General features: G+C 42.1%; 12 protein-coding genes. 10 read left to right on the forward strand and 2 right to left on the reverse strand.

Going from position 1 to position 16,554, the window contains the following annotated elements; genetic code table 11:
* The first annotated feature begins 4 nt into the window (after positions 1-4).
* From GQF63_RS13430 to GQF63_RS13440, 3 genes are all read left to right on the forward strand, one after another.
* Positions 5-508, forward strand: a complete 504-nt coding sequence (locus GQF63_RS13430; protein ID WP_160369756.1) for a hypothetical protein — start codon at positions 5-7, stop codon at positions 506-508.
* 771 nt (positions 509-1,279) lie between these two features.
* Positions 1,280-4,483 carry a SusC/RagA family TonB-linked outer membrane protein gene (locus GQF63_RS13435; RefSeq protein ID WP_160369757.1) on the forward strand — a complete coding sequence of 1,068 codons (3,204 nt, stop codon included), beginning with the start codon at positions 1,280-1,282 and terminating at the stop codon, positions 4,481-4,483.
* A gap of 19 nt (positions 4,484-4,502) precedes the next feature.
* Positions 4,503-6,005 (forward strand): RagB/SusD family nutrient uptake outer membrane protein, encoded by a 1,503-nt coding sequence (locus tag GQF63_RS13440; protein WP_160369758.1) that lies wholly within the window; start codon positions 4,503-4,505, stop codon positions 6,003-6,005.
* Between the two features lie 147 nt (positions 6,006-6,152).
* On the opposite strand, the gene GQF63_RS13445 is transcribed toward GQF63_RS13440, so the two are convergent.
* The gene (locus GQF63_RS13445) at positions 6,153-7,214 is read right to left on the reverse strand and encodes an Mrp/NBP35 family ATP-binding protein (RefSeq protein ID WP_160369759.1); all 1,062 of its coding nucleotides are present in this window, start codon (positions 7,212-7,214) and stop codon (positions 6,153-6,155) included.
* 115 nt (positions 7,215-7,329) lie between these two features.
* Between GQF63_RS13445 and GQF63_RS13450 the strand changes: the two genes are divergently transcribed.
* Together GQF63_RS13450 and GQF63_RS13455 are read left to right on the forward strand one after the other, a co-directional pair.
* Positions 7,330-9,405 carry a transglycosylase domain-containing protein gene (locus GQF63_RS13450; protein ID WP_246163533.1) on the forward strand — a complete coding sequence of 692 codons (2,076 nt, stop codon included), beginning with the start codon at positions 7,330-7,332 and terminating at the stop codon, positions 9,403-9,405.
* 2 nt (positions 9,406-9,407) lie between these two features.
* Positions 9,408-9,968 carry a phosphoribosyltransferase gene (locus GQF63_RS13455; RefSeq protein WP_160369760.1) on the forward strand — a complete coding sequence of 187 codons (561 nt, stop codon included), beginning with the start codon at positions 9,408-9,410 and terminating at the stop codon, positions 9,966-9,968.
* Here the strand turns inward: GQF63_RS13455 and GQF63_RS13460 are convergent.
* Positions 9,949-10,515 carry a DNA-3-methyladenine glycosylase I gene (locus tag GQF63_RS13460; RefSeq protein ID WP_160369761.1) on the reverse strand — a complete coding sequence of 189 codons (567 nt, stop codon included), beginning with the start codon at positions 10,513-10,515 and terminating at the stop codon, positions 9,949-9,951. The two genes, GQF63_RS13455 and GQF63_RS13460, sit on opposite strands and share 20 nt — an antisense overlap.
* 46 nt (positions 10,516-10,561) lie before the next feature.
* Here GQF63_RS13460 and GQF63_RS13465 point away from each other — a divergent pair, with 46 nt between their 5' ends.
* From GQF63_RS13465 to porM, 5 genes are all read left to right on the forward strand, one after another.
* Positions 10,562-11,536 carry a DUF4271 domain-containing protein gene (locus GQF63_RS13465; RefSeq protein WP_212592580.1) on the forward strand — a complete coding sequence of 325 codons (975 nt, stop codon included), beginning with the start codon at positions 10,562-10,564 and terminating at the stop codon, positions 11,534-11,536.
* Positions 11,537-11,546: 10 nt separating this feature from the next.
* Positions 11,547-12,314: a uroporphyrinogen-III synthase gene (locus tag GQF63_RS13470; RefSeq protein ID WP_160369763.1), complete on the forward strand. Its 768-nt coding sequence runs from the start codon at positions 11,547-11,549 to the stop codon at positions 12,312-12,314.
* Between the two features lie 687 nt (positions 12,315-13,001).
* On the forward strand, positions 13,002-14,279 hold the full coding sequence (gene porK / locus GQF63_RS13475; protein ID WP_484589481.1) for a T9SS ring complex lipoprotein PorK/GldK: 1,278 nt from the start codon (positions 13,002-13,004) through the stop codon (positions 14,277-14,279).
* 34 nt (positions 14,280-14,313) lie between these two features.
* The gene (gene porL, locus GQF63_RS13480; RefSeq protein WP_160369764.1) at positions 14,314-14,964 is read left to right on the forward strand and encodes a type IX secretion system motor protein PorL/GldL; all 651 of its coding nucleotides are present in this window, start codon (positions 14,314-14,316) and stop codon (positions 14,962-14,964) included.
* Between the two features lie 51 nt (positions 14,965-15,015).
* Complete coding sequence (porM, locus tag GQF63_RS13485) at positions 15,016-16,539, forward strand: type IX secretion system motor protein PorM/GldM (RefSeq protein WP_160369765.1); 1,524 nt, start codon at positions 15,016-15,018, stop codon at positions 16,537-16,539.
* The last annotated feature ends 15 nt before the right edge of the window (positions 16,540-16,554 follow it).

Below are 16,554 nucleotides of genomic sequence, written 5' to 3' on the forward strand. Positions count from 1 at the left end.
GACAATGAAAAGATTTTTTATAGCAATAATCGCAATTCTATTCGTAGGGAGCATGAGCTCTTGCGATAAAGAATATTCAGAATTCTATTCTGATAATAGACCAGAAATACCAGTTACGTTTGAAGGTGCAACAACGCATGGTTTCAATCCGTATTATATTCAAAAAGTAAGTCAAAATGATATTACGATTACGATGAATATTCCTACTGCGTCTGGTAAACAAATTAAGGAGATTTCGAAAGCACTAGGTGGTGCAACATCTATTAATGCTGGTGGAGTTCGTACATCAACTTATTTAGCTGCTCCTGTAGCAGGCCAAGGTACTAAAGCAGTTTTTAAAACTAGCTTAACGGCTTTTAAAGCCTATAGTGCGGCAAATGCAAAGTTGATTAACGATTTTGTAGCAGGTGCTGGAACGCAAATCCAAATTGCATTTATGTTTGTGGTTAAATTAGATGATGGTCAAGAGATCATTCCAGTTCCAGTTCAAATCTGGTTGCAGAAATAATTATTATTAGGATATAGTCGTAATCTAGTCCTGATTTATTTAAAAGGAGTTGCTTTTAGCAGCTCCTTTTTTTATTAAATTCCTTATTAAAAGTTGCCCAACTTTAATATTCTCAAAATTGTTACATATTTTTTTTCATTCCATTAGCGGTTATTTTTAACATGTGTTTACAACATGTGGTCTGATAGTAACTTGTTGGTAATCATATTATTGTGTAAGATTTACTGTCTTTGTTTCAAATTATTACAATATGTTATTTTAATTCTTAAGAAGAATAAAAATAAATAATAAGTAAATCTATCCAATATTGTTTTGTTCTTAAAAAATACTGTGTTGCAGATTATTACTGTTGCTATTTATCTATTTATTTTGCTTTTATTTTGTTTTTTCTGTTAAATACAGGGTTTTATTTCGTAATTAAAGTCCTTTTTGTTTTTTTCTCTTTGAATTGCTTGTTACCAATTTGTTAATATTTCATAGTATATTCGTTAAACAATTGATAACCAAGGGTAACTAGTAAACTGTCTCAACAAAATAGGTTTAAAAATTATTAAAATAAGACAATAATTGGTTTTTTAATGTATTGTTTGTTGAGCTTTTCCTGTTTCTGTTAACACATTTATAAAAATTAGTAGAGTTAATTTAGTTTATCGCAAAAAAGAAGTTAGCTATGCAAGTTCTTTGTTAGTGAGTTTTTGAAACTATATATTTGGCCCCTGTTTAACAATTTTTAACAGTTAATAAACAAGTTCTTTAATTATTACAAACAACATGAAACAAAAATTACTCAGTATTATGTTTGTGCTTACCTGCCTTGTCGGGGTTGCGTTTGCACAAAATCGTCAAGTGAGTGGTCGCGTTACGGCAGCAGATGGGGGTACTCCATTATCAGGGGTGTCGGTAACGATTGTAGGAACGACGACTTCTACTCAAACCGACGAGTCAGGAAATTACAGCATCGCTGTTTCCGACAATGCTACTTTAGCTTTTTCTTTTGTTGGTTACATCTCCCAACGTATTCCAGTAGCAGGTAAATCTGTCGTAAATGCATCCTTGCAAAATGAGGACGAAGTCCTGGAAGAGGTTGTCGTAGTGGGTTACGGTAGCACTACCAAGGAGGCTTTCACCGGATCTGCTAAAAAGGTAGATGGTGCAAAACTTCAGCAAAAAAATGTATCCAACGTATCCCAAGCTATCGCGGGTGAGGTTGCTGGTTTGCAGGTAGTTAATGGTTCTGGTCAACCAGGTACTTCTGCAACGATCCGTATTCGTGGTTTCGGTTCCGTTAATGGTAATCGTGATCCACTTTACGTTGTCGATGGTGTTCCATTCTCTGGAAACATTACTTCCATCAACAATGCGGATATCGAAAACGTAACGGTATTGAAAGATGCTGCGGCTACGGCTATTTATGGTTCTAGAGGTGCGAACGGGGTCATTGTAATTACCACTAAAAGCGGTCGTGGTCAACAATCATTCGTAGAAGCTGATGCAAGTTTTGGTACCAACATGTCTTTACTTCCACGTTATGATGTGATTAAATCACCAGAAGAATACATCGGATTAAGCTGGCAGTCTATGTACAATGAAGGCGTAGCTTACGGTGAAGACGGTGAGGCCTATGCTAACGAATACTTATTCTCGGATGATGGTATTTCTCCATTGAGCAACATGTGGAATGTGACCAATGGTGCAGAGCTTATCGATCCGGTAACCAGAAAAGTTAGAAACGGTGTTACGCGCAAATTTGATCCAGAAAACTGGGAAGATTATGCCTTTCAAAACTCAGCAAGAACAGACTTAAATGTACGTTTCGGTGGAGCAAATGATAAAACTAGTTACTTTACTTCCTTTGGTTACTTAGGTGATAAAGGTTATTCTGTTAATTCTGATTTCGAGCGTTTAACTGGACGTTTAAGCTTGGATCATAAAGTGAATAAATGGATCAATGTGGGTATGAATACCAACTATTCCAAAGTTGAAAGTAACAGAGGTGGACAGTCTGAGGATTCAGGAAGTATTTTCTGGTTCGTAGATAATATTCCATCCATTTACCCATTATTCCGCAGAGATGCGAGTGGTAATAAACTTGACGATCCTATTTTCGGAGGTCATATTTATGACTATGGTGAAACTTCCAAACGTAAATTTGGATCCTTAACCAACGCTATTGCCGATGCTACTTACGATATTATGCGAGATAAACGTAATGAGCTAAACGGTAGAGCCTATGTTAATTTCAATATTATCGATGGTTTAACCTTCGAGAACTCCTTAGGTATTCAATACTACAACAATATCTACAACAACCGCGGTAACAAGTTTTACGGTTCTGCAGCGTCTCAAAATGGTTCATTATACCAAAGACGTACCGAGTTGAACTACTATAACTTATTAAACTTATTACGCTATAGAAAAGACTTTGGCGATCACTCTTTCGAGGCTTTAGCAGCCCACGAAGCTGTTAAATGGGAAAGCAATGTGTTGGATAACTCCGGTTATAACCTAATCACAAACGAAGGTTTAGACTTTAATAACGTGGTAGTAAGTAATCCTATTAAATCTTGGACCAACAACTACGCGTTAGAAAGTTACTTTGGTCAAGTTAACTACGATTACAAAAACAGATACTACTTATCCGGAAGTTTAAGACGTGATGGATCTTCTCGTTTCAAAACCCACAAATGGGGAACTTTTGGTTCGGTAGGTGCAGGCTGGGTTGTCTCCAATGAAGACTTTATGCAAGATCAAGAAATCTTCAAGTTCTTGAAATATAAAGTATCCTATGGTCTAATTGGTGACCAAGCCGGTGTAGGTTATTATCCTGGTTATACCCTTGTTACTCCTGAAAACGTAAATAGCGAGTTAGGATTAAAAATCGGGGATGATATGGGAAATACCGAGTTGACTTGGGAAACTTCCAAAATGTTCCAAACAGGTGTTGAATTTGAAATCGGTAAATATTTGACCGGTTCCGTTGAATACTATGTGAAGAATACCGACAACTTAATTTTCCAATTCGGTTTAGGCCCATCTTTGGGATACCCTAACCTATTGGTGAATGATGGTCAGTTAAGAAACCAAGGTATCGAGTTCGATTTAGTAGGACATCTTGTTAAAAATGACAACTTCTACTTAGACTTAGGTATTAACGGTGAAAGCTTCAAGAATAAAATCACCAAAATGCCTATCGAGGCCTCTACAAACCTTCCAAAAGTAATTGATGTTCAAGGACAATACGGTTGGGCTGAAGGACATTCTATCTACGATTACTACATGCGTGATTTCGCAGGCGTAGATCCAGAGGACGGTAGAAGTACTTGGAAAGTATTTTACATCGACAACGATGGAAATAATGAGTTCACTGCTGGCGAGCAAATTAGCTCGATGGCACAATTCACCAACCCAGATAACAAAGAGATTAAAGAAGGAACGACCAAAACCTATTCACAAGCTACGCAATACTACGTAGGCAAATCAGCGATCCCAGCGATCAGAGGAGCCTTCAACTTACGTGCTGGCTACAAAGGTTTTGATTTAAGTGCACAAATGCTTTACAGCTTAGGCGGGTATGCTTACGATGGTGCATATGCCATCTTAATGAACAACGATCCAATCGGTGGTAACAACTGGCACAAAGACATCCACAACAGCTGGCAAAAACCAGGTGATGTAACAGATGTACCTCGCCTGAGCAACGATTTAGATGCGAATGTAAACTCACTTTCCACTAGATTCTTGACGAAATCTAACTATTTGATCTTGAATAATGTTCGTTTAGGATATAACTTCAAATCAGATTGGATTAAATCATTCGGAGCTCAAGCATTATCTGTATGGGTGTCTGCCGACAACTTAGCGATTGCCTCAGCAAGAAAAGGATTTAACCCTTCAACCAACCAAGCAGGTACCTCTAGCATGTATAGATATTCACCTTTATCTACCATCAGTGGCGGTTTAAGAGTTAAATTTTAACTTCAAATAGAATAAGAAAATGAAAAAATCATTAAATATATTGTTAGGCTCTATGTTGTTACTTACCTCTTGTGGTAAGGATTTCTTAAACACATTGCCTTCAGAAAAACCTTCAACTGATCAAGTTTCAGATGCAGGTAAAGATGATCCTTCGGTACTTAACGGGTATATCCTGGGAATCTATGCAACCATGTATAGTGCCTTCTCTGGTGTTCCTGAAATCGAAGATCACGATGACTTTGGTCAAAAAGGATTCGATGTTTACATGGATTTATTATCCTCCGATATGGCTTTGGGAAGTGTAAACTACGGTTGGTATTCCGACGTTGTTCGCTATAACTCGACTCGCGATTATACGTTAAAAGATGCGGAGAAACCATGGAGATATTACTATAAAATCATTATGGCGGCCAACTACGCGATGGATGCCGTTGGCGGATCAGAAATTGAAGTGCCAGCAGAGGATAAAGAAACCCGTTATGTAATCGGGCAGGCGAAAGCCATGCGTGCTTACGGGTACTTTTACTTAGCGAATCTTTACAGCCCAGAGTACGGTACAGGAAACGATAAAATCCTTCCTATTTATACCAATACACAACAACCAAATCAACCCCTTTCCACCACGAAAGAGGTGTATGATTTAATCATCAGCGATTTGGAAACAGCCGTAGAATACTTAGATGGATACGCTAGAAGTGGTAAACACAAGGTAAACAAATATGTTGCTGAAGGTTTATTAGCTTATGCCTTAGGTGCTAGAGGAACACAAGCCGACTGGCAACGTGTAGCCACTTTAACAGAGGATATCGTTAAAAATGGCGGATTCCCGTTAACTACAAAAAGCCAAACAGCAGCAGTCTTCAACGGAGGTCCTATGCCAGTGAATACCGATGGTGGATTCAACAATATCGCTACAGCAAGCTGGATGTGGGGTGCTGATATCACTTTAGCGAGTAACTTAGACTTAGTTTCTTGGTGGGGACAAATTGATTACTTTACCTATAGCTACGCTGCGGCGGGTGATCCTAAAGTAATCGATAAAGGATTATTTGATAAAATCCCGGCGAACGATGTGCGTAAAAAGCAATTTAGCTCAGGTTTACCAATCAATAAATTCTACACCTTAAAGCGTGAGCCAATGGAGCAACGTCAAATCGAAACGGATTATATCTACATGCGTGTCGATGAGATGGTGTTGTTAAATGCAGAGGCCAATGCCCATATCGGTAATGAGCCAGCTGCTATTGCGTCTTTGAAATCCCTATTGGATTTAAGATTAGATAACACCACCTACTTGAGTTCACTATCCGGACAAGCCTTAAAAGATGAAATCTACTTACAAACTCGTATTGAGTTCTGGGGTGAAGGAAAATCTTACTTAGCGATGAAACGTAATAAAGCAACCGTAACAAGAGGATCAAACCACTTGTACTTAGCTGGTCAATCGTTCAAGTACAACTCTGATGAGATGTCATTCCCAATTCCACAAGTGGAAATCCAAAATAACCCACAAATCGACTAGTTCGATTTGTGTCCAGAAACAGGCCCCGCCATCCGCGGGGCCTGTTTTGTTTCATGCCTTTTTATCATTCCTTCAGTCTAAGACCTTCCGGCACAAAAAAAGGCCGGCAATGCTGCCGACCTCCGTTTGTATAAATATATCTCTTGCTTAAACCGTTGCGGCCAGGATACTTAATTCCTGGGCTACACGACCTGCAATTTCTTCAAAAGATTGAGTTACCGGATCTTCCTTATCCAACGCAATCGGGAAGCCGTTATCACCGGCATCAGCTACCGACTTCAATAAAGGAATCTCACCTAGGAAAGGCACCTCATTCTGCTCGGCCAAACGCTTGCCACCATCTTTACCAAAGATGTAATAGCGGTTGTCAGGCAGTTCAGCAGGGGTAAAGTAAGCCATGTTTTCCACGATACCTAAGATCGGAACCTGCACGCCCTCCATCTGATACATCGCCATCCCTTTAATGGTATCGGCCAAGGCTACTTGCTGCGGCGTTGTGACGATTAAAGCGCCGGCAATCGGATATTGCTGCGCCACGGTAATGTGGATATCGCCAGTACCCGGAGGCATATCGACAACCAGGTAATCCAAATCGCCCCAGTCCGTATCATTAAACAATTGCTTAATGGCCGATGTTGCCATCGGTCCACGCCAAGGAATCGGCTGATTCGGATCCGTAAAGAAACCAATGGAAAGCAGTTTGAGGCCAAATTTTTCGATAGGCACAATCTTCGTCTTGCCATCGGCCGTCTGTGTCGACTCTGGTCGCGCGCCATCCAGTCCAAACATAATAGGCACGGAAGGGCCGTAAATATCGGCGTCTAAGAGGCCTGTGCTTGCTCCGCTATTGGCCAAGGCCAAAGCCAGGTTGGCCGCCACGGTAGATTTACCTACACCACCCTTGCCCGAAGAAACCAGAATAATGTTTTTGATGTTCTTTAACTGGGCGTTTTCCACCGCACGCACCCTCGCCGTCATGTTGATTTCAACCTCCACTTCCTTGCTGATAAACAAGGCGATGGCATTGCGGCAGGCATGTTCTATATGTCCTTTTAGGGGGCAGGCAGGCGTGGTCAATACCACGTCGAATTTAATTTTGTTCGGTAGAATTTCAATGTTCTCAATCATGTTTAGGGTTACCAGGTCCTTTTTCAGGTCGGGTTCTTCCACATGACTTAAGGCATCTAATATTTGTTGTTTAGTAATCATGAGTACACTTTAATGATACAAAGCTACTTAAAGCAGGACAATATCATGTCATAAAGATGTTTTTAATGAATTTTATCTATTTTTATCCCATTGTTATCGATGAAACGCGTTTTATATGCTGCTTAAAGAAAGGTTGAATAAGCTGGATTTTTCGTTCTTCAAAAAGAAAGGATTTTTGATTTCCGTCGGCGCTGTGCTCGGCATCATGTTGCTGGTGCTGATCTATGGTTTAACGGTGCGTGGGAAGATGTTAGACCAGGCTGTGCTGAAGGCCAAGCAAAAGCTCAAGGAAGATTATCAGCTCGATCTGCGTATCGGCTCCTATTCCTTTGCCGGCTTAACCACGGTGGATTTTAAGAAGGTCCGCGTGCTGCCCGATTCTGCGCAGCAGCTAGCCGCTATGGACGATTTCAAAGTATCGGTGCAATTATTTCCCTTGCTATCCGGTAAGGTTAAGTTCGGTTCCATTTCCATGGAGAACGCCGATATTACCTTAGTGAAGGAGGATAGCACATCCAACTACGATTTTTTATTCCGCAAGAAGGAGCGTGATTCCACACAAACCGATACCAGCTCGCGCAGCTTAGCCGAGACCGTCGATCGTTTATTGCAGCAGGTATTCCTGAAGGTGCCAAATGATATGCAATTGACGAATGTGAACCTCTCTTTTCAGGATAGCTCCGGCACCCAGGTGGTGCGCATTCCGACAGGAGAAATCGACAATGGCGATTACGATGTTGATGTTTTCTTGAACGATCAGGAGGCTAAATGGAACTTTAAAGGCGAGGTGAATCCAGATCGACAAACGATAAGTGTTGCCATCACCTCCGATAATAAAGCAGCGGAGATCCCTTTTATTCGCCGCCGTTTTGGCCTGCGGGTCAGCTTTGATGAGCTTTCTTTCCGCATGGACGATGTGACGCGTAAAGGGAAAGACGGTTTGCAGGTGCATGGAGGCTGGTCGGCCAAAAACCTACAGGTAAAGCACCGCCGGCTATCCGAAGAGCAAATCAGCCTGCCAGAAGGTTCTGCTGTCGGTGGGTTTCAAATTACCGAAAATACCATCGAGCTTTTGCCGGGCACCAAAGTGCAGGTCAAAGACTTTGCATTCGAACCTCGCTTAAAATACAGTCGCAAGCCCAAAAAGCTGTTGAACCTGGCGGTGCATACCGGCAGATTCAAAGCGCAAGACTTCTTTGATGCCATTCCGAAAGGCTTGTTCGACAACCTGGAAGGCATTGAACTGGAAGGAGAGGTGCAATACGATATGGATTTTGAAGTCGACCTGGATAATCCGGACGCCTTAAAATTCAGCTCCAAAATAGACGATGCTCAATTGAAGGTGAAGAAATGGGGGAAGGCCAATATCGCAGCCCTGAATCAACCCTTTGTATACGAAGCCTACGATGATACCACCAAGCTGCGTGATATTATTGTCGGCCCGGAAAACCCTTCCTATACGCCGCTGAATCAGGTGTCCTCCATCTTAAAGAAAACCGTGCTCAATACCGAAGATCCCTTCTTCTACAAGCATAAGGGGTTCGAGTTGGAAGCATTTCAATTATCCATTGTCACCAACATCAAAGAGAAAAAATTCAAGCGTGGCGCCAGTACCATTTCCATGCAGCTCATCAAAAATGTATACCTCAATCGCAACAAAACCATGATGCGTAAGTTTGAAGAAATCTTACTGGTATGGCTCATGGAACAATCGGGGCAGGTCAGTAAAGATCGGCTGCTTGAAATTTACCTGAATGTAATTGAATGGGGTAAAAATGTATACGGTATTGCCGAAGCAGGACAGTATTATTTCAGTAAAAAACCTGCGGATCTTACCATAGGCGAGAGCCTATTTTTGTCCAGCATTATTCCAAGGCCGAAAACCGGTTTGTCATCCTTCGATTATACGGGGCAGCTGAAGCCCTGGGTGCTGAAACATTTTAATACCTACGGCTATATTATGACGAAAATGGGCCAGCTCGACAATGAAGAAGTACCGGGGAACTATGGTTTCTATCAGGTCTCCTTGCGCGAACCATTGCGTCCGGCACGACCAAAAGGCCTGGTAGATAGTATGCATACCCACGATGAAATTAAGGAGATGGCCGAAGAAATGGATCGGGAAGAGCGATTGCGCAAAACCTTAATCGAAAGGCTCTTTGGACCGCAAGAGAAAAAGGAGGAAAACTAAGCATGAACAACATCATCATAGACGATCTGCACTTCGAGCTGATGCTCGATTACGAGCAAATACAAAAGCGTATCCGCCTGATAGGTATCGATATCAATCTTCGTTTTGAAGATAAGCATCCGGTATTTATTGGGGTGCTGAATGGCTGTTTTATGTTTATGGCCGATTTAATGAAGCAGGTGCACATTCCTTGCGAAATGTCTTTCGTAAAATTAGCGTCCTATACGGGCAAGGATGCGGGTCAGGTACATGAATTGATTGGCGTAGGCATGTCTTTGGAAGGAAGACATGTGGTTGTTGTGGAAGATATTGTAGATACCGGCAATTCTTTGGTGCATACCATTGAAGCACTGGAAAAACTTGGCGTGGCCAGTATTTCTGTCGCTACCCTCTTAATGAAACCCGCCTGCTTGCTGTATAGCTTTGATAATATTATGTATGTAGGTTTTGAGATCGAGCCGGAATTTGTCGTAGGCTACGGATTAGACTATAATGGCCAATGCCGCAACCTACAGCATATCTACCGGCAATACGATCCTGAATCTACCGAAAAGCGCAGCTAGTTTCATGGTCGCTTATCATGCCTACGGCTTGCATATAGGCATAGCATATGGTGCTGCCAAAAAAGCGTACGCCCCGTTTATGTAGGTCTTTTGAAATGGCATCCGACTCTGGCGAGCGCACCGGTGCTTCGCGGTAATTGGCATAGGCATTCACCTGCGGTTTCCCCTCCGGCATAAAACCGTACAGGTAGTTGTAAAAACTGCCAAATTCTTTTTGAACTGCCATAAATACCTGGGCATTCTTAATGGTCGATTTAATTTTGAGGCGATTTCGCACAATGCCCTTGTCCAAGAGTAATCGCTCCACATCTGCATCGGTCATTTGGGCTACTTTTTCAACCTCAAAATCAGCAAAAGCCTTTCTGTAATTTTCTCTTTTGCGCAAAATAGTCAGCCAGCTCAAACCGGCCTGTGCCGATTCCAGAATCAAAAACTCAAATAAAGTCTTGTCATCATGCACCTGTTTTCCCCATTCCTCGTCGTGGTAAGCCTGGTATTGGGCGTCTTGGCCGCACCAACCACAGCGGCTTAGTTCTGTATTACTCATATTTGAATTTATAAAGCGATTTATTTATTCTAACTTTACGCCATTCATGAAACAGGCGGTACTCGTTAGCATTTTATTTTTCTTTTTATTGTGCTTTGCGCAAGGCCAACAGTCAGTGTCGAGGAACCTTGCAGGGCAGCAGCCTGAGCTGCTGCAAGATAGCTTGCGCTCGGCTGACTCCATTCCTCCGGCTTCGCCTTTAGATTCCCTAGATTCCGTTTTTAAATATACTGAAATCATTCCCGGATTAAGGAAAGATAATAATTTCTTAATACAGCAACTGCAACAACAGCTGCAGGCGGGAAGGCATGACTTGCTCTATTCCCTAGATCCTTTGCAGGCAAGTGCGCAGGAGAAAAACCTAACCGAGGGCCAAGCGAAAGGACAAAGACCCATTTGGGTATTGCTGGTGGTATTTATACTATTCTTAATTTTAGCGGTTTTAAGGCTTATTTTCCCGGTTGAAATACGAACCATTGTCGATGCTTATTATAAAGAACGCTTGCTCTTGCAGGTCAGTAAAGAAGATAATTTAGCCACTTCCTGGCCTTATATTTTTCTCTACCTGCTGTTCAGCCTGTCCTTGGGTTTGTTTATCGTGCTGCTGATGTCGGGATTTAGCGACAAAAATTACCTTACTTTCGAGAATTTCCTAAAAAATTCACTTTTCGTAGGTATTTTATTTGTTGCAAAGATTGTTATTATTCGATTTGTATCTTTTATTTTTTCCTTGGAAAAGATTGTGCGTGAATATGTTGCCGTTCTCTATCTGGTATACTTCAATAGCATGTTTTTCTTGATGCCCTTCCTGTTAACGGTGGTTTTTGTGCCGGTGAAATACTTCCAACTGATCAGTATTATTTACATTATTTTAATCGTAATTTTATTTAGCTACCGCTTTTTACGCACTGCATTTCACCTGTTCGCGAATTTCAAATTTTCAATATTTTATTTAATTCTTTATCTTTGCAGTCTCGAACTAGCACCAATTTTAATATTAGTTAGAGCACTTAGTAAATAAGAAAGAATATATGCAGATTGATGTTGAAAGATCCAAGAAGGTAAAGAGCATTTTAGTTACTTTACCAAAACCTGAAAACGATAAATCTCCCTACTTCACCTTAGCCGAGAAATACAACTTAAAGCTGGATTTCCGCGGTTTTATTCACGTTGAAGGCGTTTCTGCCAAAGATGTAAGGAAAGACAAGGTTAATTTTGCTGACCACACGGCTGTTATTTTTACCAGTAAAAATGCAGTTGACCACTTCTTTCGGGTATGTGAGGAAATGCGTTATGAGGTATCTGCCGAGATGAAATACTTTTGTATCTCCGAAACTATTGCCTTGTACTTGCAAAAGTATATTCAATACCGTAAGCGTAAGATTTTCTTCGGCAAACAAACTGCAAAAGATCTGGAAGATGTGTTGAAAAAGCACAACAAAGAGAAATTCTTGTTCCCATGTTCGGATGTGGCGAATGAAGAAACCCAACGTTGGTTGCAAGATAATGGCTACGACTTTACGGCTGCCGTATTATTCCGTACCGTAATCAGCGACATTAAAGACTTAAAGGATGTATTCTACGATATCATCGTTTTCTTTAGCCCTTCCAGCGTACAATCTTTGTATGAGAACTTCCCGGATTTCATCCAAAACAACACCCGCATTGCTGCCTTTGGATCCAGCACGCAACAGGCCCTTTTAGAGCATGACTTAATCTTAGACATTCCGGCACCTACGCCGAATGCGCCAAGCATGACCATGGCCATCGAACAATACATTAAACTGGTCAATAAATAGAAAATAGATCGGCAGAACGCTTCTTTTTGCGTTCCTACGCTACATTTTAACGATATGAACATCCCCGGCACGACTTGCCGGGGATTTTTTGTTGCCCCTCGGTTTGGAACCATCCGGAATTGCGCTTGCTCTACCTTTTTGCTTACTCCTTTTCTTCCTTTTGCTGGCTCCTTGTTATCCCCTTGGCAAAGGGGATTAATACGGGTTTGAAAGGGGAGTGAAAGGGGAGAGAAAAGGATGTGTGTTAGCCTTGAGCTTGCAGATTTGTATAGCTGAGCTGCTTTTAAGAAAGAGAGGTGGAAAAGCATAAGAAAGTGCCTTCTGTAGGATTGGAAGTTATTTCCAGGGTATTCTGTGACAAATTTTACGCGTTGCCTCAGGTTTACTATTCGATCATTTTCTTAATTTTTTTGAAGAAATCTTTCGGTTGGATTTCGACAATCAACTACATTATCGTTGATTTATTTCCCAAAAACCTTGTTTTTCAAAGAATAGGCATTAATTTTGTGCCTTGCCAAACGTTCCTGGAAACAGGGAAATTGCTCCTATGGGGAGCAAAAAGAATGTAATTTTTTTTGTTTATGCAGATTCCATTTAGGATTTTTGGCTATTGCGAAGAAATGGCATAGGCCATTACGCTGTCTAAACATATATTTTGAATAAGAACATATAATGATACTTAAGCCTTTGAAACGTCTATTCCAGCTTGCACTGTTATTAATCGTTGTTGTCTCCGGATGTAATAGACCGGATAGTGCTGGCGAATTGGTGGGTACTCGGTTAAATAGGCTTAAGGCCAATAAAACACCATACGGTATGGTGCTTATTCCTGGAGGTACCTTTATTATGGGGCAATCAGACGAGGATATTACGTTCTCGCAAACTGCACAAAACAGACAGGTTACTATTGCGCCCTTTTACATGGATGATACCGAGATTTCCAATAGCGAGTATCGTCAGTTTGTGAACTGGGTTCGCGACTCCATTTTAATCACCAATTATTTAAATGATCCTTCCTACTTCGTGCAGTCCAGTACGGGCGGTAATCGTCATATCGACTGGAAAAAGGTGCGTTCAAATTCGCCCTGGGCAGCAAAAGATCCTGCACATCAAGATCGCTTGAACAACATGTATTACCAAGGGGAAGACAAGATTTTCGGTAAAAATGAATTAGATGTACGCCAATTGACCTACCATTATGAATGGTATGATTTGCGTGCTGCGGTTGCGGCTAAAAACGACCCTAGTAAAAAGCGTTCCGACTTTATCTTACGCGATACCATGTTAATCTATCCGGATACTACCGTTTGGTTAGCCGATTTCTCGTATGCACAGAACGAACCTTTAGTAGAGAGTTATTTCTCGCACGCCTCTTATGATGAATATCCGGTGGTGGGGGTAACATGGCGCCAAGCCCAAGCCTTCAATACCTGGAGAACCTTATTGTTCAATAATAACTCGGCCTCCCGCAAGCAAGAGGAGCGCCCGCCCTATCAACTTCCTTCGGAAGCCCAGTGGGAATATGCTGCTCGTGGTGGTAAAATCGGGATGCAATATCCATGGGGTGGACCAACGGCAAGAAATGCCAAAGGTTGTTTAATGGCGAACTTTAAACCCGGACGTGGAAATTACCTGGATGATGGTGCCGCGTATACTGCTCCGGTTTATTCCTATTTCCCGAACGATTTCGGCTTGTATAATATGGCCGGCAACGTGGCGGAATGGACACAGTCGAGCTATAATGAATCGGCGTACTCTTTTGTGCACGATATGAACCCAACCTATACCTACCATGCTTCACCAAGCGACCACGAAACCATGAAAAGAAAAGTTATTCGTGGGGGTTCTTGGAAAGATGTGGGCTACTTCCTACAAAACTCTACCCGCCAATACGAATATCAAGATACCGCGAAAGCTTACTTAGGTTTCCGTAGTGTTTTGGCGTATAAAGGTGTTACACAGTAATATAAAAACTTAAACTAAAAATAAGACTTAAAAGATGGCAAGAAAGAGAAAATTCGGTTTCGGAATCAATTCCCTGATTAACTGGGGTGCATCTGTAGTAATTATCGGCTTGATGTTCAAAATCCTTTATCTTCCGGGCGGAGAGTGGATGATTGGTATTGGTTTGGCTGTGGAAGCTGTCCTGTTTTTTATCATGGGATTCTTATCTGCCGAACAAGATGTAGATTGGACCCGCGTTTATCCGGAGTTGGATGAAGACTACCGTGGTGAGTTGCCAACCCGCAGCACGTCACAGGCGGTTGCTCTGCCGGCAGCTGTTGGTAATACGGCAGCCTTAGATAAACTATTGCAGGATGCTAAAATCGATGAGAACTTAATCGGGAACCTAGGCGATGGCCTTCGTACCTTTGGTGATAAAGTGGCGGCTATTTCAAAAGTGGCCGATACAGCAACAGCTACCAATCAGTTTGCCGATAAATTAAATGCGGCAGCAACGGGAGCTTCTCAATTAAGCCATGCTTTCGAGCGTGCAGCAGCGGATTTGCAGACCTTCAATGAGTCGGCAACCGATATGCAACAATTTAAAGAGCAAGTCAATACTTTCAATAAGAACTTATCATCGTTGAATGCCATTTACGGAAACATGCTTTCAGCTATGAATCCGAATGCCGGAAATAGATCATAACATAGTTTGAACTCGATTTTTTAACCCTTTAAAAAATAGCAAGACGTCGTTATGGCAGGCATAAAAGAAACTCCAAGGCAGAAGATGATCGGGATCCTATATTTGGTTCTACTAGGCTTAGTAGCACTAAATGTGAGCGATTCCCTGTTAGATGCCTTCAAGAATTTGGGCGATAGTTTAAAAACATCGACCGTGAATACCCAAACGGGTATAGATAATATGTTCCTATCCTTCCAGGAAACAAAAATGAAGGAAAACCCCGAGCGTGCAAAACCTTTATTGGAGAAAGCCGAACAAGCCCGTAAAATTGTGGCCGGCCTAACCAATAAATTAAAAGAGTATGATGCGCTATTTGCCGAACACGGCGGTGGGATAAACGAAAAAACCGGCGACTTGAAGTTCCGTAGCAGTACGGATATTTCACCGCGGTTAATGGTGAAAGAAGGCCGTGCAAAACAATTGCGCGACTTGATTAATAAAACTGCTGAAGATTTACGCAAGCTGACCAACAACGAGGTGAATTTTTCACTGAGTGCCGAAAATCCGGCTGCGCGTGCTGGCTTGAAGAAAACCTGGGAGCAGGCTAACTTTGGTGAAGGAATTCCGCTGGCAGCAGCTATGACCGCCATTGAGAAGATTAATGCCGATGCCAAGAATGCAGAATCTGCTGTGGTGAAGCATATCTTCGGTAAAATGGATCAGGCGGTGGTTAATTTGGACCGTTTTGCGGCCGTTGCTGTAGCGCCTACATCTTATTTAATTCAAGGACAGCCCTACACAGCGAAGGTATTTTTAACGGCTTACGATTCAAAATCGAACCCGCAAATCTCGGTAAACGGTTCGCCGCTACAAGTGGTGGATGGCCAAGGGATGTATTCGGTGAATACTTCTTCTGAAGGAGTGTTCAACTGGCGCGGTACCATTCAGGTGCAACAAACGGATGGTACGGTTAAAACCTACGAAACAGAGCCGATATCTTATCAGGTAGCCCGTCCATCGGCCGTGGTATCACCTGATAAAATGAACGTATTGTACATTGGTGTAGACAACCCGATTTCGGTGTCGGCACCAGGTATTCCGAAGGAGAACTTACTTGTTTCCGGATCGGGCGTATCCATTTCCGGATCGGGCGGTAAATACAATGCGCGTGTTTCATCAACGGGTGAGGCAACAGTGAATGTATCGGCTAAGATTGGCGACAAAACCCAACAGCTGAGCAGCACCAAGTTCCGGGTGAAGCGTATTCCTAAACCTACAGCGCGGGTTGCTGGAAAAACAGGCGGTCGTATTTCGGCGGCACAGTTACGCGGACAAAACGTGGTAGCGGCCTCCTTAGACAACTTTGAATTTGATGCGAAATTTAGTATTTCTAAATTCAATATGTATATAGCAAAACCACGTGTAGACCCTATTGGTCCGTATACCACCAGTGGTTCCAACTTCAGTTCACAAATGAAGACGGGGCTTTCCGGGGTAACTAGCGGATCGGTCGTGATGATCTACGATATCGTGGGCGTAGGACCGGATGGTGTTGCGCAAAACCTGGATCCTATTACTTTCCAGGTGACGAATTAATCGACTTATCGGATT

Origin of the sequence: Sphingobacterium humi (assembly GCF_009768885.1) — a bacterium.
In the GTDB taxonomy this organism is placed as follows: Bacteria; Bacteroidota; Bacteroidia; order Sphingobacteriales; family Sphingobacteriaceae; genus Sphingobacterium; species Sphingobacterium humi.

Excerpts from the sequence above, each read along its gene's own strand:
- GQF63_RS13430 (WP_160369756.1), top strand. The coding sequence starts at position 5 with ATGAAAAGATTTTTTATAGCAATAATCGCAATTCTATTCGTAGGGAGC.
- GQF63_RS13435 (WP_160369757.1), top strand. The coding sequence starts at position 1,280 with ATGAAACAAAAATTACTCAGTATTATGTTTGTGCTTACCTGCCTTGTC.
- GQF63_RS13440 (WP_160369758.1), top strand. The coding sequence starts at position 4,503 with ATGAAAAAATCATTAAATATATTGTTAGGCTCTATGTTGTTACTTACC.
- GQF63_RS13445 (WP_160369759.1), bottom strand. The coding sequence starts at position 7,214 with ATGATTACTAAACAACAAATATTAGATGCCTTAAGTCATGTGGAAGAA.
- GQF63_RS13450 (WP_246163533.1), top strand. The coding sequence starts at position 7,330 with ATGCTGCTTAAAGAAAGGTTGAATAAGCTGGATTTTTCGTTCTTCAAA.
- GQF63_RS13455 (WP_160369760.1), top strand. The coding sequence starts at position 9,408 with ATGAACAACATCATCATAGACGATCTGCACTTCGAGCTGATGCTCGAT.
- GQF63_RS13460 (WP_160369761.1), bottom strand. The coding sequence starts at position 10,515 with ATGAGTAATACAGAACTAAGCCGCTGTGGTTGGTGCGGCCAAGACGCC.
- GQF63_RS13465 (WP_212592580.1), top strand. The coding sequence starts at position 10,562 with ATGAAACAGGCGGTACTCGTTAGCATTTTATTTTTCTTTTTATTGTGC.
- GQF63_RS13470 (WP_160369763.1), top strand. The coding sequence starts at position 11,547 with ATGCAGATTGATGTTGAAAGATCCAAGAAGGTAAAGAGCATTTTAGTT.
- porL (WP_160369764.1), top strand. The coding sequence starts at position 14,314 with ATGGCAAGAAAGAGAAAATTCGGTTTCGGAATCAATTCCCTGATTAAC.
- porM (WP_160369765.1), top strand. The coding sequence starts at position 15,016 with ATGGCAGGCATAAAAGAAACTCCAAGGCAGAAGATGATCGGGATCCTA.